General features: G+C 58.8%; 17 protein-coding genes. 7 read left to right on the top strand and 10 right to left on the bottom strand.

Going from position 1 to position 19,040, the window contains the following annotated elements:
- Window positions 1-150: 150 nt before the first annotated feature.
- The 3 genes from B5F28_RS10680 to B5F28_RS10670 form a co-directional block, all read right to left on the bottom strand.
- Entirely contained in the window at window positions 151-1,074 is a 924-nt protein-coding gene (locus B5F28_RS10680; RefSeq protein WP_087295881.1) for a calcium/sodium antiporter, read from the bottom strand.
- A 189-nt stretch (window positions 1,075-1,263) separates the two neighbouring features.
- Complete coding sequence (locus B5F28_RS10675) at window positions 1,264-1,854, bottom strand: TetR/AcrR family transcriptional regulator (protein ID WP_087295880.1); 591 nt, start codon at window positions 1,852-1,854, stop codon at window positions 1,264-1,266.
- A complete protein-coding gene (locus B5F28_RS10670; protein ID WP_087295879.1) occupies window positions 1,851-5,855 on the bottom strand; it encodes an efflux RND transporter permease subunit in 4,005 nt (1,334 codons plus the stop codon). The genes B5F28_RS10675 and B5F28_RS10670 overlap by 4 nt, the downstream gene beginning before the upstream one ends.
- 383 nt (window positions 5,856-6,238) lie before the next feature.
- Here B5F28_RS10670 and B5F28_RS10665 point away from each other — a divergent pair, with 383 nt between their 5' ends.
- The 3 genes from B5F28_RS10665 (at window position 6,239) to nifU (ending at window position 8,478) form a co-directional block, all read left to right on the top strand.
- Window positions 6,239-6,658, top strand: a complete 420-nt coding sequence (locus B5F28_RS10665; RefSeq protein WP_087295878.1) for an RrF2 family transcriptional regulator — start codon at window positions 6,239-6,241, stop codon at window positions 6,656-6,658.
- A 184-nt stretch (window positions 6,659-6,842) separates the two neighbouring features.
- The gene (locus B5F28_RS10660) at window positions 6,843-8,036 is read left to right on the top strand and encodes a cysteine desulfurase family protein (RefSeq protein ID WP_087295877.1); all 1,194 of its coding nucleotides are present in this window, start codon (window positions 6,843-6,845) and stop codon (window positions 8,034-8,036) included.
- Window positions 8,023-8,478 carry a Fe-S cluster assembly scaffold protein NifU gene (nifU, locus tag B5F28_RS10655; RefSeq protein WP_058965252.1) on the top strand — a complete coding sequence of 152 codons (456 nt, stop codon included), beginning with the start codon at window positions 8,023-8,025 and terminating at the stop codon, window positions 8,476-8,478. Before B5F28_RS10660 ends, nifU begins: the two co-directional genes overlap by 14 nt.
- Window positions 8,479-8,603: 125 nt before the next feature.
- Here the strand turns inward: nifU and B5F28_RS10650 are convergent, their stop codons facing one another.
- The 7 genes from B5F28_RS10650 to B5F28_RS10620 form a co-directional block, all read right to left on the bottom strand.
- Window positions 8,604-9,329, bottom strand: a complete 726-nt coding sequence (locus B5F28_RS10650; protein ID WP_087295876.1) for an alpha/beta fold hydrolase — start codon at window positions 9,327-9,329, stop codon at window positions 8,604-8,606.
- A complete protein-coding gene (locus B5F28_RS10645; RefSeq protein WP_087295875.1) occupies window positions 9,326-9,841 on the bottom strand; it encodes a P-loop NTPase family protein in 516 nt (171 codons plus the stop codon). Before B5F28_RS10645 ends, B5F28_RS10650 begins: the two co-directional genes overlap by 4 nt.
- A gap of 4 nt (window positions 9,842-9,845) precedes the next feature.
- Window positions 9,846-10,469, bottom strand: coding sequence for a type A chloramphenicol O-acetyltransferase (gene catA / locus B5F28_RS10640; RefSeq protein ID WP_087295874.1), 624 nt, complete (start codon window positions 10,467-10,469; stop codon window positions 9,846-9,848).
- Window positions 10,466-11,824, bottom strand: a complete 1,359-nt coding sequence (locus B5F28_RS10635; protein WP_087295873.1) for an NAD(P)H-dependent oxidoreductase — start codon at window positions 11,822-11,824, stop codon at window positions 10,466-10,468. Before B5F28_RS10635 ends, catA begins: the two co-directional genes overlap by 4 nt.
- Window positions 11,821-12,372, bottom strand: a complete 552-nt coding sequence (locus tag B5F28_RS10630) for a PadR family transcriptional regulator (RefSeq protein WP_087295872.1) — start codon at window positions 12,370-12,372, stop codon at window positions 11,821-11,823. Before B5F28_RS10630 ends, B5F28_RS10635 begins: the two co-directional genes overlap by 4 nt.
- A 134-nt stretch (window positions 12,373-12,506) precedes the next feature.
- Entirely contained in the window at window positions 12,507-13,172 is a 666-nt protein-coding gene (locus B5F28_RS10625) for a hypothetical protein (protein ID WP_087295871.1), read from the bottom strand.
- 26 nt (window positions 13,173-13,198) lie between these two features.
- Window positions 13,199-13,630, bottom strand: coding sequence for a hypothetical protein (locus tag B5F28_RS10620; RefSeq protein WP_087295870.1), 432 nt, complete (start codon window positions 13,628-13,630; stop codon window positions 13,199-13,201).
- An 837-nt stretch (window positions 13,631-14,467) separates the two neighbouring features.
- On the opposite strand from B5F28_RS10620, the gene ilvA reads away from it, so the two are divergent.
- The 4 genes from ilvA (at window position 14,468) to ilvC (ending at window position 18,990) form a co-directional block, all read left to right on the top strand.
- On the top strand, window positions 14,468-15,658 hold the full coding sequence (gene ilvA, locus B5F28_RS10615; protein ID WP_087295869.1) for a threonine ammonia-lyase: 1,191 nt from the start codon (window positions 14,468-14,470) through the stop codon (window positions 15,656-15,658).
- Between the two features lie 47 nt (window positions 15,659-15,705).
- Window positions 15,706-17,373, top strand: coding sequence for a biosynthetic-type acetolactate synthase large subunit (gene ilvB, locus B5F28_RS10610; RefSeq protein ID WP_087295868.1), 1,668 nt, complete (start codon window positions 15,706-15,708; stop codon window positions 17,371-17,373).
- 2 nt (window positions 17,374-17,375) lie between these two features.
- Window positions 17,376-17,882: an acetolactate synthase small subunit gene (ilvN, locus tag B5F28_RS10605; RefSeq protein ID WP_087295867.1), complete on the top strand. Its 507-nt coding sequence runs from the start codon at window positions 17,376-17,378 to the stop codon at window positions 17,880-17,882.
- 91 nt (window positions 17,883-17,973) lie between these two features.
- Complete coding sequence (ilvC, locus tag B5F28_RS10600) at window positions 17,974-18,990, top strand: ketol-acid reductoisomerase (protein ID WP_087295866.1); 1,017 nt, start codon at window positions 17,974-17,976, stop codon at window positions 18,988-18,990.
- Window positions 18,991-19,040: the final 50 nt, after the last annotated feature.

The following is a 19,040-nucleotide window of genomic DNA, read 5'->3' as shown; positions in this document are numbered from 1 at the left end:
CCGTACGTTCGCCGTTTTTCATTACTTATTATAAGGAAGGCCCCGAGGTTTGACAAGTACAACCCCGATTCACTTTCCCGGAAACGCAAAAATGCGCGGCAAGCAAAAAACCTGCCGCGCATCGCTGTTTTCCGTTTTGTTTCCGGCAACTCAGCGCAGGATCGCATAGATGATATAACCGACATACACCAGAATACCGATGCCGCCCATCAGCCGACTCATCCGGCCCTGCAGCCAGCACCACAGGCACATGACCGCCGTGACCACCAGCAGCACCACCGCGTCGGTGAATACCTCGGCGGAGCTTTCGATGGCGGTCAGCGCGCTGGACGCGCCCAGGATAAACAGGATATTGAAGGTGCTGGAACCGATGGCGTTGCCCAGCGCCAGGCCGCTTTCGCCCTTGCGGGCGGCCACGATGCTGGTGGCCAGCTCCGGCAGGCTGGTGCCCACGGCTACGATGGTCAAACCGATCAGAGTCTCGCTCAGGCCCAGGGCCGCGGCAATGGCGCTGGCGCTGTCCACTACCAGGTCACCGCCCCAGATGATGGCTACGATACCCACCACCACAAACAGGAGGCATTTTGCCACCAAGGGTTTTTCCCCGGCTTCCTCCTCCGTACGCTCTTTCATGGCTGCATATACGGTCCAGATCATATACAGCACCATGCAGGCCAACAGGATCAGGCCCTCCCAGCGCTGGAGCACACCGTCCAGCAGGAAAACCACCAGCAGAGCCGATGCTCCCACACAGACCGGAAAATCCCTCACGATAAGCTGCCGCTCGATACCGAAGGCCAGAATCAGTGCGCAGCCGCCGGCCACCACCAGCAGATTGAACAGGTTGGAGCCGATCACATTGCCCAGGCTCAGGCCGTTGCTGCCTGCCAGACCGGCGGTAATGCTCACCGAAGCCTCCGGCAGACTGGTGCCCATGGCCACGATGGTCAGACCGATCACCACCGACGGCACCCGCAGCAGGCGGGCAATGCCGGAGGAGCCATCCACAAAGGCATCCGCGCCTTTGACCAGCAGGGCAAAGCCCACCAGCAGGATCACAATATTGAATAACATATTGTTTCCTCTTTCTCTTTGTATTCTCCACAAAGCCGAAATCAATTGTGCCAAAACGACACGAACCGATTCTCATAATACGAGTTCTTCCCCGCCCTGTCAAGCGCATCGCCGCCCGCTGTTTCAAATTGCTGCAAAAAGGCCGTCGAACCACTTTCAAGCGATCCGACGGCCTTCTTCACTCGTTAATTATGCAAGTGCTTTGCAGATCATGGCGCGCACATGCGCTCCACTCCGGTTCAATCCCTCTTCTCCCTCGCAGCTCTGGGCCGCAAAGACGCTGAGCAGCGCTGCCTTGAGCACATAATGACAGTATTCGTCACTGCTGGAGGGCGACACCCGGCCTTCCCTGCGGCCGGTATCGATCACCTGCTGCACAAGGGCAGTCAGCCGGTCCTTGCGCTCCTCCAGCGGCCGGCGGGCATAGTCGGGCAGTTCCTTTGCATCCCGGGGAATCGTGAGCGCAGAGGCAATTACCCGGTAACTGCTGCCCCGCTCCAGCAGCATCCTCACCACAAAGTTCTGGCAGCTTTCCAGCTGATCCTCAAAGCAGGTGCAGTCCGCCAGCTGCTCCTCCAGCGCATTCAGCTCCCGATCCATACACCAGAGCATGGTCGCTGCCAGTATTTCCTCCTTGGAGGAGAAATATTCATACAGTGTTCCCTTGCCCAGCCCCGCAGCGGTGGCGATGGCCTGCACCTTCACCTCATACATGGGCACTCCCTGCTGGGCCAGGGTCAGCACGCCCTGGAAAATCTTTTCCCGCGTTTGCTCGCTCATTCCTCATCCTCCTCTCCCAGGTCCACCTTTTTCAGCTCCTTGCGGAACAGCAGGTCATACAGCACCGGTACCACAAACAGGGTGAGCAGCGTTGCATAAGCCAGACCACCGATGGTCACGATGGCCATGGCGCGGCTCATCTCGGCGCCCATGTCCTGAGAGAACACCATGGTGCTCATGGCCAGAATGGTGGTCAGGGCGGTCATCAGGATGGGACGGATGCGGCGACGGCCGGTAAGCACCAGTGCGTCCCGCTTCTCCATACCGGCCAGACGCAGCTGGTTGGCGTAGTCCACGAACACGATGCCGTTGTTTACCACAACGCCCGCCAGGATCAAGAAGCCCAGCATCGAGATCACCGAGAGCTGCTGGCCGCTGATCCACAGAGCCAGCAGGCCGCCGGTGAAGGCCAGCGGGATGGTGAACATAACAATAAAGGGGCTGAGCAGGCTCTGGAACTGAGCCACCATAATCAGATAAATGAACACCAGCGCAAGGGCGATCATCTTCACCAGATCCACCATAGCGTTCTGGATGGTTTCCACCTCGCCGCTGATCTGGATGGTATAGCCCTCCGGAGCCTGGTAGTCCGCCAACAGCTGCTCCACCTGACGGCTGAGCAGAGTGGTATTGTAGCCCTCTTCGGTGACGGCGGTCACGGTCATATAGCGCTGCTGGTTGTCGCGGCTGATGGAGGCCAGGCTGGCATCGGTCTGAACCGTGGCAAACTCGCCCAGGGTGTGGGTCTCCTCTTCGCTCTCGCCGTTCTCCCCCTGCACCTGCACGGTGAAGGCATAATCCAGCAAATTCTCCCGGGTCAGGGCATCCCGTTCATCCACGATCACCACGTCGTAATCGTCCTGCCCCACCGTGAGGGTGGTGGAGGTGGTCTCGGTGGTGAGCGCGGCGGAAAGCTCGCTGTAGATCTGCGCCACGGTCAGGCCATACTGCATGGCCTTGTCCTTGTCCACGGTCACCCGGATCTGGGGCGCGCCGTCCTCCTGGCCGTTGCTGATCTCGGTAAATCCCTCCACCTGGCCCAGCAGGTCCATCATGTCCTGACTGATGGACTGCAGGGTATCCAGGTCACGGCCCTGGATAACGATTTCCATACCGCTGCCGCCCAGAACCGACATATCCATATTGGAGGTGGACACTGCCAGCTCACAGCCGGGCAGCTGCTTTTGCATCTCCTGGGTCATCTGATCTGCCAGTGCCTGGCTGTTCTTTGCGCCCTCTTCGCTCAGCAGCAGGTAGAAGCTCATGCTCTCCACCGTGCTGGAGCTGCTGCCGCCCATGCCCAGCAGACTGGCGGTGCTGCCGCCGTCCATAGCGCCCACGGTTTCCACACCGGGAACTGTGAGCATGGTCTCCATGGCCTGATCGGCCATTTCATAGGCCTCCTGGCGCTTGGTGCCCTGAGGCAGAGTGAGGGTGGCGCTTACCTGATCGCCGCCCATGGAGGGCATGAACTCCATGCCCATGCGGGCCGTCTGCCACACCGCCAGGACCAGCAGCAGCGCCGCCAGACCCAGCGGCAGCACCTTGTGCCGCAGGCAGAGGCGCAGCGTCCGGGCATAGCCGTTCACCATGCTCTCGAACCAGGGATGACGCTTCTCACTGGCGGTCTTCAGCAGGGTGCTGCTGAGGGCGGGCACCAGCGTAAGGGCCACCAGCAGGCTGGCCACCAGAGAATAGGCAATGGTCAGGCCCATATCGGTGAACAGCTGGCGGGTGATTCCCTCGGTAAACACGATGGGCAGGAACACGCAGATGGTGGTGAGGGTGGAGGCTGCAATGGCGCCCGCCACCTCCTTGGCGCCCTGCACCGCCGCCTTGGCCGCCGGGGTGCCCTCGCTGCGCATTCGGTAGATATTTTCGATGACTACGATAGAGTTATCCACCAGCATACCCACACCCAGAGCCAGACCGCTCAGGGAGATCATGTTCAGGGTTACGCCGGAGAAGTACATGAGCACCACCGCAAACATCAGGCTGATGGGAATGCTCAGCGCCACCACCAGAGTGGGCTTGAAGTCCTTCAGGAAGACCGCCAGCACGATGACCGCCAGCACGCCGCCCCACGCCAGGTTGGACAGCACGCTGCTCACCGTCATCTGGATGTAGTCGCCCTGGTCCATCAGCGGGGTGATGCGCAGGCCGGGGTATTTTGCCTGCAATTCCTCAATGGCCTGGTTGGCCTCCTTGGACACCTCGCTGGTGGAGGCAGTGGAGCCCTTCTGGATGGTCAGTACCACCGCGCTGTTGCCGTTCACCCGGGCATAACTCTCGGCGCTGTTGTCGGTCATGGCGATATCCGCCACGTCCTGCAGGCGGATATCGCCCACGCCGTCGATGTGCATCAGCAGGGCATTCTCCACGCTCTCCTGATCCGAGAAGGCATCGCCCACTCGCAGGATGTAGGAGTCGTCTCCTTCCTTGATATAGCCCGCGGGCATGGAGAAGTTCTGAGCCATCACCAGACCGCTCACCATGTCCTTGGTGAGCAGCTTGGAGAGGTCCGCCTGCTCCATGGCCTGCTGACGGGCGTCCTCAAACTGCTCCTGGGCCTGCTCCATCTGCTCCTCGGCCTGGGTCAGCGACTGCTCCGCCGCCGCCAGCTGAGCCTGACCGCTGCCAAAGCCCGCCGCCGCACTGAGCTTTCCGCTCTCCAGCTGCTTGTAAGCCTCCTGGGCCTTTTCCAAGCCCTCCTGGGCAGCCTCCTTCATCATCTTGGCCGCCATCAGCTCGGTTTCCAGGTTGGCCAGCTCGGTATCGATCTGGGGCAGTCGCTCGTCCATCTTCTGCTGCAGCTGGGTCTGCTGCTCCGCCAGCGCCTGTCGCTGGGCAGCCAGCTCGGCGCGCTGGGCGGTCAGCTGGTCTTTCTGGGCCAGCAGCTGCTCCTTGCCCGCCGTCAGATCCGCCAGAGTGGTCATGCCCTGGTCGATCAGTGCCTGCACCGCGTCCTTCAGCTCCTGAGTGGGCAGCATAGCCGCCAGATCGCTCAGTGCGGTATCCTCCGGCAGACCCATGGCCAGCAGCTGGTCGATGCCCGCTGCCGCAGCGTCGATCTTTGCAATGCCATCGTCCATCTGGGCCAGACCCGCGTCCATCTGGGCCAGACCGTCGGCGATCTGCTTTGCGCCGTCCTCATAGCCCTTTTTCTCTGCTTCCAGAGCGGTCTTGCTGGCGGTGAGGGCGGTCTCCTGGCTGGCCAGCGCCTGGGCCTGGGCAATTGCGGAATCCAGCTGAGCGCTGCCTTCCGCCAGCTGGCTGGCGGTCTCGGCCTGTTTATCCTCCAGGGCGGTCTTGCCGTTTTCCAGCTCGGCACGACCATCCTCCACCTTCTGGCGGGCATCGTCCAGCTCCTGCTTCGCCTCGGCCAGCTTGTCATCCACACTGGCCAGAACCTGAGTGTTCACCTCGTCGATCTTTTCCTGGTTCAGGGTCACCTGCAGGGTCTTTTCCACCATGCCGGTACCGCTCACACTGGCCACGCCGTCCAGCCGTTCAAAACCGGGGATCACATCGGAATCCACAAACTCGGTGAGCTCGTAGATGTCCATATCCTCCATATCCACGCTGGCGATCATCACCGGGAGCATATCCGGCGAAAGCTGCATCAGCATGGGATTTTGGGCCGTCTCCGGCAGTGCGCCCTTGATCTGATCCAGCGCAGTGGACAACGCCACCATGGCGCTGTCCATGTTGGTGTCCTGCTCAAATTCCAGAGCCACCATGCTTACGTTCTCGCTGGAGGTGCTGGTCACGTTTTTCACACCGCTCACGGTGCCCAGCCCCGCCTCCAGCGGTGCGGTTACTGCCGCCTCCACCCGCTCCGGGCTGGCGCCGGGATAGCTGGTCACCACCATCACATAGGGCAGTTCCATGGCGGGCAAGAGATCCGTGGTCATGCTGGTAAAGCTGATCACGCCCAGCACGATCACCATGATCACCGCCACCACCACGGTAAACGGCTTTTTCACGCAATATTTGGACATAGCTGCTTACTCCTTAATGCATTTTGCAGAATGAAGCCGCCATGCAAAAATACACAGCGGCATAAAGCCGACCGACCGGTCGGTCGGTTCGCCTGATCTAGTATACACCCCGGATTCATGCCAGACAAGACGGTGCTTAAAATTTATTTTCCTTTATTCAATACCGGGCGCACTGCATAAACTTGCTTTCACATGCAGAAAGTATGCCTTTTCCTGCGATTTTTGCACAAATTTTATCCGAAGCAGGCCCGCAATTCATGCGATTCACCGTTTTGTTTGTAACCCCTTGATTTTTGTGGGAAAATATCAGACAATATCCATGTTGAAGTGTGTGCGCGGCCTGCGGACGGGCCGCACCGATCTGTGATGAGGTGTTGTGTTTTATGATGATCTCCACCAAAGGGCGCTATGCTCTGCGCGTTATGATGGATCTGGCGCAAAACCCGCCGGAAGAATACGTCGCTCTGGGCGGCGTGGCCGAACGGCAGGGCATCTCGATGAAGTATCTGGAAGCCATTGTAGCGCTGTTGAACAAGGCCGGTTTTCTGGAGAGCCGGCGCGGCAAGGCCGGCGGCTATCGCCTGGTTCTTTCCCCTGCGGAGTACACCGTGGGCGAGATTCTGAAAGCCGCCGAGGGCGGCCTTGCACCGGTAAACTGCCGGGAATGCTCCGACGGCGACTGCCCCCGGGCAAGCCAGTGTGCCACCCTGCCTTTGTGGCAGCGGCTGGACCAGCTGGTGGAAGACTTTTTGCAGAGCGTGACCCTGCAGGACATGCTGGACGGCACGCTCCCTCCCGTTTGATTTTCACGGGAGCATCTGCACAGCCGCAAAACGCTGTGCAGAATTTTTTTATTTTTCTTTTTCCTATTGACTTTCTTGGTTTTTCGTGTTATTATCCTATTGCAACGATGGGAATTGAATTTTTCCCACTCTGTTTCAGCGTTTCCTGCCGGACATCCGGCAGTTTGATTCAGGAGGAATACAAATGGGCTATATCTATGCCGATAATGCGGCCACCACAAAGATGAGCCGCCACGCCGCCGAGGTCATGCTCGGCGTGATTGAAAACAACTACGCAAACCCCTCCAGCCTGCACACCCCCGGCCAGCTGGCCGCCGTGCAGCTGGCCGAGAGCCGCCGGGCCATCGCGGAGATTCTGAACTGCGAGCCCCGGGAGATCATCTTCACCGGCGGCGGCAGCGAGGCCGACAACCAGGCCCTGCTCTCCGCCGCGGCCATTGGTCAGCGCAAGGGCAAAAAGCACATCATCTCCACCAAGTTCGAGCACCACGCGGTGCTGCACACCCTGCAGAAGCTGGAAAAGCAGGGCTTTGAGGTGACCTATCTGGATGTTCACGAAAACGGCATCGTCCGCCCCGAGGACGTGAAGGCCGCCATCCGGCCGGACACCGTGCTGGTGAGCGTGATGTACGCCAACAATGAGATCGGTACCATCCAGCCTATCCGGGCCATCGGCGCCATCTGCCGTGAACAGGGCGTGCTGTTCCACACCGATGCGGTGCAGGCGGTGGGCCATCTGCCCATCGACGTACAGGCAGACAACATCGACATGCTCAGCCTTTCCGCCCACAAATTCCACGGCCCCAAGGGCGTGGGCGCACTGTATGCCCGCAAGGGTGTGGCACTCACCAGCCTGATTGAGGGCGGCGCACAGGAGCGGGGCAAGCGGGCCGGCACCGAGGACCTGCCTGCCATCGCCGGCATGGCGGCTGCTCTGCAGGACGCCGTGCGGGAGATGGAGGCCAATACCGCCAAGGTTTCCGCGCTGCGGGACCGGCTGATCGAGGGCCTTTCCGCAATTCCCCATTCCACCCTCACCGGCGACCGTGAGCACCGGCTGCCCGGCTGCGCAAGCTTCTGCTTTGAGGGCATTGAGGGCGAGTCGCTGCTGTTGCTGCTGGACCAGAAGGGCATCGGCGCTTCTTCCGGTTCCGCCTGCACCTCCGGTTCGCTGGACCCCAGTCACGTGCTGCTGGCCATCGGCCTGCCCCATGAGGTGGCCCACGGCTCGCTGCGCCTGACCCTGAGCCCGGAAAACACCCCCGAGGAGATGGAGCACATCATCCAGGCCGTGACCGATGTGGTGGCCTACCTACGCTCGATCTCCCCCGTTTGGAACGATCTTCAGAAAGGAATCAAGAACTATGTTATACAGTGATAAGGTCATGGACCATTTTCTCAACCCCCGCAACCTGGGCACCATCGACGACGCCGACGGCGTTGGCGAGGTGGGCAACGCCAAGTGCGGCGATATCATGAAGATCTATCTGAAGATCGACAACGATATCATTACCGATGTAAAGTTCAACACCTTCGGCTGCGGCAGCGCCATCGCTTCCAGCAGCATGGCCACCGAGATGATCAAGGGCAAGCCGGTGGACGAGGCGCTGAAGCTGACCAACAAGGCGGTCACCGAGGCGCTGGATGGCCTGCCGCCCCACAAGATCCACTGCTCGGTGCTGGCCGAGGAGGCAGTGCAGGCGGCTATTGCCGACTACCGCACCCGCAACGGCCTGCCCACCGATGATATCCCCTCCTGCAACGGCTGCTGCGGCGGCTGTCACAGCCATGACCATGGTCACGGCCACGACGAGGAGTAAGGACTGCTTTTTCTGATTTCCCCCTCTTTTCATAACATCCTCCAATCTGCATTTTGCGGCAAAGGACCGGCTCGCCCACTGGGCGGCCGGTCCTTTGCGTTGTGTGCGTCTTCTTTTTTCGTCAATCAGGCGGCGTTTCGGCTGCTGAGGAATTCCTCAATGGCCTCCACGGTCTGCTTCTGCTGCTCCTCCGCGGAAATGGTCGCGGGGGCATCCCCCTTCTGGGGGCCGTAGTTGCCGAACTGGGCATGGTTGCCGCCCTCGATCTCCACCACGTTCTCGGTGTAGTCCAGCTTATCCTCCACACTCTGGTTCAATGAGCCGTAAACAGTGAGGGTGTCCTCCGGGGCATAGTCCCCGTAGATATAAGCCCCCAGCAGGATCAGGCCATCCACCTCATCCGGGTGATTTGCAGCGAACTGAGAGGCCATGGCCCCACCCATGGAATGCCCGGCAATGTACCAGTGCTCTACCTCCGGGAACTGCTCCATCACCTTTTCGGCGGCGTTGGAATCAAAAATTGCCATATTGAAGGGCATTTCCACCAGAATGCAGGTGACGCCGGTCTGGCGAATCTGATCCAGCAGCGGCAGATAAGCCTGTGCCTCCACCTTGGCCCCGGGATAAAAGATAATGGCGGTATCGGCGGGCGCAGAGGGCGACAGAATGGTCAAATCATCCTGCACGGTGATGCCATCCTCCCCGGAAAGAACCGCCAAGGCCACATCCTCAGCCCGGTAATAGTCGGATACATACCAGAAAAAGGCCCCCGCCAGCAGAATCAGCACTGCCAGGACCACAGCCCCGGCGATCAGCAGCTTTTTGCGCAGGGACATTTTGCGTTTGCTCATTCGTTTTCTCCTTTTGTTGCCTGCTCCCATCCCGCCAGCCAGGCTGCCGCTTCCTGACGGGAATGAAAGCGGATGATGGTTGCTTTCTCCCGGAAGAATTCCATCAGCTCATTCATCTGCGGAAGCTGAGTTTTGGGGAAATCCTCGATCCAGCTGCGGAATTCCGGGTCAAACTCGGTCTCCACCCATGGCATATCCTCCCGCTTGGTTCCAATGCGGGAGGCTGCACTCTCCAGACAGAGCTCCAGCGGATAATCCAGAAAGAACACGGTATCACACTGCTCCAGACGCATCTCCATGGTGCGCAGATAGTTTCCGTCGATAATCCAGCGGGGCTGCTTCAGGATATTCGCCAGCGCCGCGTCGAATTCCTCCGGGGATACCTCGGTTCGGTCCGGCTTGTGCCAAATCCGGTCCAGATAATAAAGCGGCAAACCGGTCGCCTGGTGCAGCGCCCGGGCGAAGGTGCTTTTGCCCGCACCGGGGCAGCCGATCACAATCACTCGTTCCATGTTCTCACCCGTTCAAAAGCTCCTGCAGTTCGTTCACCAGCCGGCACAGATGGAAACCATCGCATACCGCGTGGTGCACCTGCACCGCCAGCGGCAGCAGTACCCGGCCGTTTTCCTCGTAAAACCGGCCCATGGTAAAGATGGGCGGCAGATAATCGTAGCCGTTTTGCAGGTTCAGATTGAATCCCTCAAAGCTGGCCCAGGGAATCATGGAAACCGGGAAGGTATTGGCCGGAGTGTCCGGACGGGCCACCATGCCCGGGTTGTTCCCATAGCTTGCCATGTCCTGCTCGTAGGCGGCACAGAAGGCCGTATAATCAGTTGTATAGGCCGTCCACAGGTTGGAAAAGGTCTCGCTCTCCTTGTGGAAGATGGTGTAGCAGGGGTGCACCACATCGTAATAACCCGGCTCCCCCGCCTCGTTCAACGCCATGCGGAACTCCTGATGCCGGTTTACCACGGTGGACAGATAATACAGCATGGCCGGGTAAAGCTTCTGGCCGCTCTGCCGCAGACGGGTGATGTCCAGCTTGAAGGTTCCGCTGTAGGTACAGGGAACCTGACTGAAATAATGGTTGAAGTATTCCTCCCGCGGCCAGGCGGTGCTGTCAATTTTGGTAAAACTCATTGTTTGTTTCCTCCCTGTACCTGCTCGATCACTTTTCGATAGGGGCCCACGATGGCCTCGGTCATCTTGCCCTTGGCCTGCTTCTGGATGGAAGGCACCGCCAGCAGCGTTCCCACCAGCTTCATCTGCAAAATGCGCTTTTTCTGCTTCTGGGGGAAGTCGTAGATTCCCTGCTGCTTATAGAACTTGTGGTCCGCCTTCATCAGGCCCTGCATCACATAGATCAGGTCCCGGAAGATCTTCATGCCGCCCACGCCGTAGAAATTGGCCGGGCGGGTGAGCTTTTTGTCCATGGCAAAGGTCAGGTTTTCCGCCAGCTGCCGGATCTCCCGGGCGGTGTCACCCTCGTCGGTGGCAACGCCGCACAGATAGTTGCCGCCCACCTCGGCACGGCCCTCCAGAATCATGCGCAGGTTGGGTTCGTACCGGTAATCGCCGCTGACCAGATAGGCAATGGGCGTGCCGTGGGTCACAGTGCGGTGGCCGTTGCAGAACTGCCGGTCATCGAAGCACTTGAAGCTGGACTGGGTGTAATGATCCGCGATGGTGAAGGCGTACACAAAGCCATCCGCGGTCTGGATGGTGTTCCGCAAAAAGTCGTCAAAACCGTCCTTATACACACATTTTCCGGTGACAGCGCAGCCAAAGCAGCCCAGGCAGCCGCCGTCAAAGGGGAACTGGCGCAGGTTCACCACGCGGCTTTCACAGGGCAGTGCGGCGCGGAAATCCGCGATCATATTGGCCAAATTCTCGTCATTTTCAGCGCAGTTGGTCACGATGACCACATCCCCGCTGCGGTCCTTGGCTGCCTGAGGCAGCACCGGCCGGTAAACGGTTTTCTGCCGGGCCGGAGCCTTCACCGGCGGTACCACAAAGGGCCCGTGCTCACAGGAAAACAGCAGCTGATCGAAGAAGTTCCGGGCATCCTTCTGGCCCTGCTCGTTGAGCAAATCCTCCATATCGGCGGAAAGCCCGCGAATCACCTTCATGCCCAGATCGCAGCAGTTTTCCTCCACATAACGGTGGGCGGTCACATCGTAGAAATGCTTGGAGGTGGTGATCTGGCTGGCGAATTTTCCGCTCAGGTCCACCCCGTCCGCCTTGATCAGCTCGATCAGCCGGTGAAGCTGATAGGGCGCGATAAAGGTGTAAACCGGGTAGCAGAACAGCACCAGCTCCGCCTGCTCCAGGGCAGCGCGCACCGGCGAAAAATCCTTTTCGTATGCCTTGATCCGCTGGCCCACCGGCAGGAAGGTAAATTCATGCTCCGGGTGCAGCGCCTGCAGATAGAGCGCCGTGTGGATGGTGGCGGAGTTTTTCCCTTTGGGGCTTGCGTTCAAAACCAGTATTTTCATGCTTGTTCCTCCAATTCGCAAAGCAGCCGAGCGTACCAGTCACGCTCAAAACGGGCGGCGGCGATGCCGTAGTCGATGGTGTAGCCCTGAAATCGAAAGATGGAATCCCAATCCTTTCCGCCGGGCACCTCGCCCTGACAGATGGCGTCGAACCGGGCGCGGATGGCCTGCAGCGTGGCTTCCATCTCCTCCATCTGGCGCAGATAGCCCCGGATGGCTTCCAGGCGTTCCGCCGGGTCTGCCAGTCCCAGGAAAAACAGCCGGGCCAGTTCCATGTTCTTGACCTTATCCGCCTGCATGGGCTGGCTTACCCAGCTTGCAAAAGCGGCGCGGCCGCTCTCGGTGATGGAAAAGATCCGCTTGCGCCGCTTGCCCTCGTTTGCCTCCCGGGCGCTGATGCGCCCCTCCCGCTCCAGCTTTGCCAGGGCGGTCTGCACGCTGCCCGCGCTGTGGGAGCAGATCAGGGCCAGATTCTGCTTGATAAACTGCTGCAGCTCATAGCCGGTCATGGGCGCAAGCATCAGCAGCCCCAGGATCAGATATTCCATAGGCTCCCTCCAAATATATCGAATAGAGATATTATAGAAGAAACCGGTTGCTCCGTCAAGCAGCCGGTTTCCTCAAAAAATCCCGCCTCAGTTATTTACCGAGGCGGGATTTTAAAATATGATCTGAACGCTCGTTACCTGCATTCCTTCTTCATGGCAGAGTAGCCGATGAGTACTGTCCACACATAGGCGCAGGTTTTGGGGATCATCAGCATACCGATCATGGGAATGGTATCGGCCCAGAGCACCACCGGAATGTAGAAACCAAAGCTCAGCACGATGGTCAGCCACATCCAGCGAAAAGCCTTGTCGTTCTGCTCCTTGGCGCTGCGGTAAAACAGCACGATGATCAACAGGCCCAGCAGTGCGAAAGGAATGTTGCGGTAGATGCCCCAGGAGAGCGGAGATTCCGCACTGAGCCACTGGTTCTGCGGCATCATGCACAAGGCCACTCGCACAGCGGAAAGGATATATACCGCAGCGGTGATGCCGTTCTGGCCGGTGATCTTGTAGCGCTGCCGCCATACGTAGTAAAGCAGCACATAGAACATGGTCATGGTAACGGAAGTGATCCACTTGCCCAGGCCCAGAGGGACGGTGTAGTTTTCCAAGCCGGTGGTGCACAGCGCCAAAGCCCGGGGGATCAGATGGAAGGAATCGCCCGCGCCCAGCACCACTGCCATCCAGCCGAACAGCCGGAACTGGCGGTCGCCCTTGCTGCCCCGAATCATCAGAACACCGATGGTGATAACCGAAATCAAATAGACCGCGTCAAATGCAGTTTCCACAATTGCCTGCATTGTTTTTTCTCCTTTAATCCTCTATATTATTTTGAACTACGGCTGGCGGCAAAAACCGCCTTGCCCCAGTTGCAGCCAAACAGCAGCCCGGCCAGCAGCAGCGACGCGCCCAGACCGGTATAAAACACTGCAATAAATCGCTCCGGCGCAAAGCCGCTGGCCCGCAGCCCGATGCCGCCGCTCATCATTACGGCCATAATGGCGAAGGCCTTTTTGTCGAAGAATTTCAAAAAGAAATGCCGTTCCTCTTCGTAGCCGCTGATCCGCGCAGTGTGCTTCTTTACCAGTTTTCCAAAGACAAAGGTCTGAAATACCGCGAAAACCAGCACAGACAGCAAGTAATTCAGCACAGACTGATAAGCCGGATAGCTCATCAGGCCGATGCGCAGAATGTTGACCCCTGCCGCGCTCCAGACCAGACAAGCCAGAAGCAGCAGCGTATTGCGTTTTACCTTCATGGAATACCTCCTATTGAACATTGTTCAGTATTGGGAATCAAAAATGCCATACAGAGCATCTGCACGGCCTTGTTTCTTTTTACGCAGACTTCTTTGATCTTTTCTTCTCCCGTTTTGTCGAAGAGGAAAAGCGTTTAAGCTTTTTCTGAACATTGTTCATTATACTGGACACGGCTTGTCTTGTCAAGAGAAGTTACGATTTTTCTGCACACAATACACTTTTCTCCGGTGAAGTCCACCTCTTTTTCAATTTTTATATGCATTCTAATAAAGCAATAAAGTTTTTTCGTAAAATCCATTGACATTCGTTTCCGGGAATGGTATATTGAACAAAATTGAATACGAAATGAAGGCTGTGACGAAGAATGGACCAGGATGATCCGCTGCAGAGAGCCGGTGGTTGCTGTGAACCGGTGCAGATTGCCTGACTCCTCTCCCTTCTGAGCTGGAGACTGAACCTCCTCTTTTGGGGCAGTAGGATATCCCGTGTATGCTGCGTTAACGCATAGAAGTTGTTTGACTTCGAACCAGAGCAAAGGCTGTGACGAAGACGGACCTGCAACGAATTTTTCAGAGAGCCGGGGGTGGTGTGATCCCGGTAAAGGACTGCAGTGCTTCCCATCCCTTCCGAGCCGGAGGCCCCAACGGTTTTCCCAGTAGGCGTCTCCCGAGCATGCTGCGTCAGTGCATAGAAGTTGTTTCGACTTCGAAGAGGTGGCGGATCTGTGTATCCGCAATTTGAGTGGTACCGCGAGTGTATTTTACACCCGTCTCAAAGCAAAATTCGCTTTGAGACGGGTGTTTTTCGTTTCAGAGCAGGAAAAGGAGTAAAAAGTTATGCTGTCTCTCGACAAGGTATTCGACGCGCAACAGGTTTTGAAAAACATCGTGCGGGAAACCGGTGTGGTCCGGGCATACGGAATTGCGCCGGAATGTGAACTGTATCTGAAACCGGAAAATCTGCAGATCACCGGCTCCTTCAAGGTGCGCGGTTCCGCTTATAAAATCGCCATGCTGTCGGAGGAGGAAAAAGCGCAGGGCGTAATCGCCTGCTCAGCCGGCAATCACGCCCAGGGTGTGGCGCTGGCGGCTTCCAAAAACGGTATCCAGTCCATCATCTGCCTGCCGGACAACGCCCCTATCTCCAAGGTGGAGGCCACCAAGGGCTTCGGCGCTCAGGTCTGCCTGGTGGAGGGCTGCTATGACGATGCCTATCAAAAGGCGTTGCAGCTGAAGGAGGAAATGGGATATACCTTCGTTCATCCCTTCGATGATGAAAACGTGATCGCCGGTCAGGGCACCATCGCGCTGGAGATCTTACAGGATCTGGATAACATTGACGCGATCATCGTTCCCATCGGCGGCGGCGGATTGATTTCCGGCATTGCCTATACGGTCAAGCAGATCCGCCCCTCCATCAAGGTATACGGCGTGCAGGCAAGTGGTGCACCCAGCATGTACAACTCCATCCGGAACGGTTCCATCGAATGCCTGGACAGCGTGCAGACCATTGCCGACGGCATCGCGGTCAAGCAGCCCGGCCAGAACACCTTCCAGCTGGTCCACGATTACGTGGACGACATCGCCCTGGTCACCGACGATGAAGTGGCCTGCGCCATCCTCGCGCTGATCGAAAACCAGAAGATGATCGCCGAGGGCGCCGGTGCGGTGGCGGTGGCTGCCGCCATGTTCGGCAAATTCCCCATTCAGGGCAAACGGGTCGTGTGCGTGATCTCCGGCGGCAACATCGATGTGACCAGCCTGTCCCGCGTGATCGACCGTGGCCTGCGCAATTCCGGCCGCTCGTCCAGCCTGCTGATCGAGCTGATCGACAAGCCCGGCCAGCTGAAGGACATCTCCCGCATTATCGCGGACTGCGGCGGCAACGTGACCGGCGTGCACTACGAAAAGGGCAACACCGAAAGCGTTCACGGCTGCTTTTTGCGCATCGAGATGGAAACCCGTGACTTCGAGCATGTGCGCCTGATCACCCAGTCGCTGCGCAACGAGAACTTCAAGATCATCTGATCTTTCCCCCGCACTTCAGAAAATCCAATCGTAAGGAGGAACCCACCATGACCCTTTCCGGCGCAGATATCCTGGTCCGCACCCTGATCGAGCAGGGCGTTGATACCGTATTCGGCTATCCGGGCGGCCAGATCATCAATGTATACGACAGTCTTTACAAGTATCAAAACGAAATTCATCATGTACTGACCGCCCATGAGCAGGGCGCGACCCATGCGGCAGACGGTTATGCCCGCACCACAGGCAAGCCCGGCGTGGTGATCTCCACCTCCGGCCCCGGCGCCACCAATCTGGTGACCGGCATCGCCACCGCTTATCTGGATTCCATCCCCCTGGTGGCTCTGTGCGGCAACGTTCCCACCACCCAGATCGGCACCGACAGCTTTCAGGAGATCGACATCACCGGCGTGACTCTTCCCATCACCAAGCACAATTACTTCGTCAGCTCGGTGGAGGATCTGGCCGACACCATCCGTGAGGCGTTCCGGCTCGCTCAGTCCGGCCGTCCCGGCCCGGTGCTGATTGACATTCCCAAGGACGTGCAGATTGCCACCTGTGAGTACACCCCCGCCCCGCCAGTCCCCGCCGACGAGCCGGTGAGCGCCCCTATGGCACAGGTGGAGCAGGCGGCAGTTCTCATCAACGCCGCCAAACGCCCCTTCATCTATTTTGGCGGCGGCATGATCGCCGCTGCCGCCCAGGAGGAGATGCTGGCGCTGGCCGACGCCATCGACGCCCCCATCGGCTGTTCGCTGGCGGGCATCTCCGGCATTCCCACCGACCATCCCCGTTTTCTGGGCATGCAGGGCATGCACGGCCACTACGCCTGCTCGCTGGCAATGCACAATGCGGACCTGATCATCTCTCTGGGCGTCCGGTTCAACGACCGGGTCACCGGCAACCGTTCCAAATTTGCCCCGGGCGCGCGCATTGTGCAGGTGGATGTGGACGGCTCCGAGCTTTCCAAGAATATTCCCGCCACTGTGGGACTGTGGGGCGATGTGAAGAAGACTCTGCAGGCGCTTCTCCCCCTCATCCGCCCCTCCCAGCTGCCGGGATGGCAGAGTGTGGTCGCCCAGCTGCGGCAGGAGGAAGAGGAGAGCCTGGACCATCGCCCCGGCCTGACTCCGCGCAACGCGATCCTGGCGCTGAACGAGCGGCTCAGCCCCTCCACCCCGGTGGCCACCGATGTGGGCCAGCACCAGATGTGGGCCGCGCAGACCCTGCGCTTCTGCCAGTCCCGCCGTTTCGCTTCCAGCGGCGGCCTGGGCACCATGGGCTACGGCATGGGCGCTGCCATCGGCGCCTATTTCGCCACCGGCGAGCGCAGCGTGCTGGTCACCGGCGACGGCAGCTTTGGCATGTGCCTGAATGAGCTGGCCACCGCGGTCAGCAACCGGATTCCCCTGGTGATTCTGCTGATGAACAACGGTGTGCTCGGCATGGTACGCCAGTGGCAGACCCTGTTCTTTGACAAGCGCTACTCCAACACGGTGCTGAACCGGAGCACCGATTTCGTCGCCCTGGCCAAAGCCTTTGGCGCGGCCGGTGAAACCGCCGACACCCTGGAGGAGCTGAACGCCGCACTCGACCGGGCCTTCGCCTCGGACGGCCCCTATCTGATCGATTGCGCCATCGAAAAAGACGAATTTGTTCTGCCCATGCTGCCTCCCGGAGGAAGCGTGGAGGAAATCATCACAAAGGTAGGTGACTGAAGATGAATCGATACACCATCGCCGTACTGGTCCGCAACCAGTTTGGCGTGCTGAACCGGGTGACCAGCATGTTCCGCCGTCGCCAGTTCAACATCACCGCTCTTACGGTAAGCGAAACCGAATCCAATCAGTATTCCCGCATTACCGTAGTCTTCAGCGGCGATGCTCTGAAGGAGCAGCAGCTGATCAGTCAGCTGCAGAAGCTGCCGGATGTTTGCTCCATTCGCCAGCTGCACAGCGAGGATTCTATCAGCTGTGAGCTGCTGCTCATTAAAATGGCCAATGAGCCCTCCACCCGGGAAGAGATTCGCGCCGCCGCTTCTGCCTTTGGGGCCGACACCGTGGACTATTCCCAGCATTCCATGGTCTTCCGCCTGACCGATACCAGCCACCGCATTGACGATTTTTTGGATTTCATGCGAGACTATACCATTCTGGAAATCTGCCGCACCGGCTGCGTTTCCCTGCAAAAGGGCAGCGCCACGCTTCGCCAAGATGTGGACGAATGAGCACTTCACTTCGCTTTTACTAAGGCGGCACCGTATTTCTTCCGTCGGTGCCGCTCCAACATACAAATTATAAAGAAAGAGGTACATTACAATGCAAAGAATTTTTTATCAGCAGGACTGTGATCTCCAGAAGCTGGCAGGCAAGACCGTTGCCATCATCGGCTACGGCTCCCAGGGCCACGCACATGCGCTGAACCTGAAGGAAAGCGGCGTGGACGTGGTGGTCGGCCTGTATCCCGGCTCCAAGAGCTGGGCCAAGGCTGAGGCTCAGGGCATGAAGGTCATGAACAGCGACGAGGCCGCCAAGGTTGCCGATGTGATCATGATCCTGATCAACGACGAAAAGCAGGCCGCTCTGTACAAGAAGAGCATCGAACCCAACCTGACTGAGGGCAAGACCCTGGCCTTCGCCCACGGCTTCAACATCCACTACGGCTGCATCAAGCCGCCCAAGAATGTCAACGTGATCATGGTTGCCCCCAAGGGCCCCGGCCACACCGTGCGCAGCGAGTACCAGGCCGGCAAGGGTGTTCCCTGCCTGGTAGCCGTGGAGCAGGATGCCACCGGCGATGCACTGGAGATCGGCCTGGCCTATGCTCTGGGCATCGGCGGCGCCCGTGCCGGTGTGCTGGAAACCACCTTCCGTACCGAGACCGAGACCGATCTGTTCGGTGAGCAGGCCGTGCTGTGCGGCGGTGTCTGCGCTCTGATGCAGGCCGGCTACGAAACTCTGGTGGAGGCCGGTTACGATCCCCGCAATGCCTACTTTGAATGCATCCACGAGATGAAACTGATCGTGGACCTGATCTACCAGAGCGGCTTCTCCGGCATGCGCTACTCCATCTCCAACACCGCGGAGTACGGCGACTACATCACCGGGCCCAAGATCATCACCGACGAGACCAAGAAGGCCATGCGCAAGATCCTGAAGGACATCCAGGACGGCACCTTTGCCAAGGACTTCCTGCTGGATATGTCCTCTGCAGGCAGCCAGGTACACTTCAACGCCATGCGCAAGCTGGCTTCCGAGCATCCCAGCGAGGTGGTCGGCCAGGAGATCCGCAAGCTGTACAGCTGGAGCGACGAGGAGCAGCTGATCAACAACTAATCTCCTCCCCTGTTTCCCGCAAGCACCAGCCCGCCTGGTTTTCCAGACCG

It is taken from the genome of Gemmiger sp. An194, assembly GCF_002160145.1.
Lineage (GTDB): Bacteria > Bacillota > Clostridia > Oscillospirales > Ruminococcaceae > Allofournierella.
The sequence above is the reverse complement of the archived record's forward strand: the minus strand, read 5'-3'. Positions and strand labels throughout refer to the sequence as shown.

Bases quoted from the DNA above. Each gene is read 5' to 3' on its own strand.
- B5F28_RS10680 (WP_087295881.1), bottom strand. From the start codon at position 1,074: ATGTTATTCAATATTGTGATCCTGCTGGTGGGCTTTGCCCTGCTGGTC.
- B5F28_RS10675 (WP_087295880.1), bottom strand. From the start codon at position 1,854: ATGAGCGAGCAAACGCGGGAAAAGATTTTCCAGGGCGTGCTGACCCTG.
- B5F28_RS10670 (WP_087295879.1), bottom strand. From the start codon at position 5,855: ATGTCCAAATATTGCGTGAAAAAGCCGTTTACCGTGGTGGTGGCGGTG.
- B5F28_RS10665 (WP_087295878.1), top strand. From the start codon at position 6,239: ATGATGATCTCCACCAAAGGGCGCTATGCTCTGCGCGTTATGATGGAT.
- B5F28_RS10660 (WP_087295877.1), top strand. From the start codon at position 6,843: ATGGGCTATATCTATGCCGATAATGCGGCCACCACAAAGATGAGCCGC.
- nifU (WP_058965252.1), top strand. From the start codon at position 8,023: ATGTTATACAGTGATAAGGTCATGGACCATTTTCTCAACCCCCGCAAC.
- B5F28_RS10650 (WP_087295876.1), bottom strand. From the start codon at position 9,329: ATGAGCAAACGCAAAATGTCCCTGCGCAAAAAGCTGCTGATCGCCGGG.
- B5F28_RS10645 (WP_087295875.1), bottom strand. From the start codon at position 9,841: ATGGAACGAGTGATTGTGATCGGCTGCCCCGGTGCGGGCAAAAGCACC.
- catA (WP_087295874.1), bottom strand. From the start codon at position 10,469: ATGAGTTTTACCAAAATTGACAGCACCGCCTGGCCGCGGGAGGAATAC.
- B5F28_RS10635 (WP_087295873.1), bottom strand. From the start codon at position 11,824: ATGAAAATACTGGTTTTGAACGCAAGCCCCAAAGGGAAAAACTCCGCC.
- B5F28_RS10630 (WP_087295872.1), bottom strand. From the start codon at position 12,372: ATGGAATATCTGATCCTGGGGCTGCTGATGCTTGCGCCCATGACCGGC.
- B5F28_RS10625 (WP_087295871.1), bottom strand. From the start codon at position 13,172: ATGCAGGCAATTGTGGAAACTGCATTTGACGCGGTCTATTTGATTTCG.
- B5F28_RS10620 (WP_087295870.1), bottom strand. From the start codon at position 13,630: ATGAAGGTAAAACGCAATACGCTGCTGCTTCTGGCTTGTCTGGTCTGG.
- ilvA (WP_087295869.1), top strand. From the start codon at position 14,468: ATGCTGTCTCTCGACAAGGTATTCGACGCGCAACAGGTTTTGAAAAAC.
- ilvB (WP_087295868.1), top strand. From the start codon at position 15,706: ATGACCCTTTCCGGCGCAGATATCCTGGTCCGCACCCTGATCGAGCAG.
- ilvN (WP_087295867.1), top strand. From the start codon at position 17,376: ATGAATCGATACACCATCGCCGTACTGGTCCGCAACCAGTTTGGCGTG.
- ilvC (WP_087295866.1), top strand. From the start codon at position 17,974: ATGCAAAGAATTTTTTATCAGCAGGACTGTGATCTCCAGAAGCTGGCA.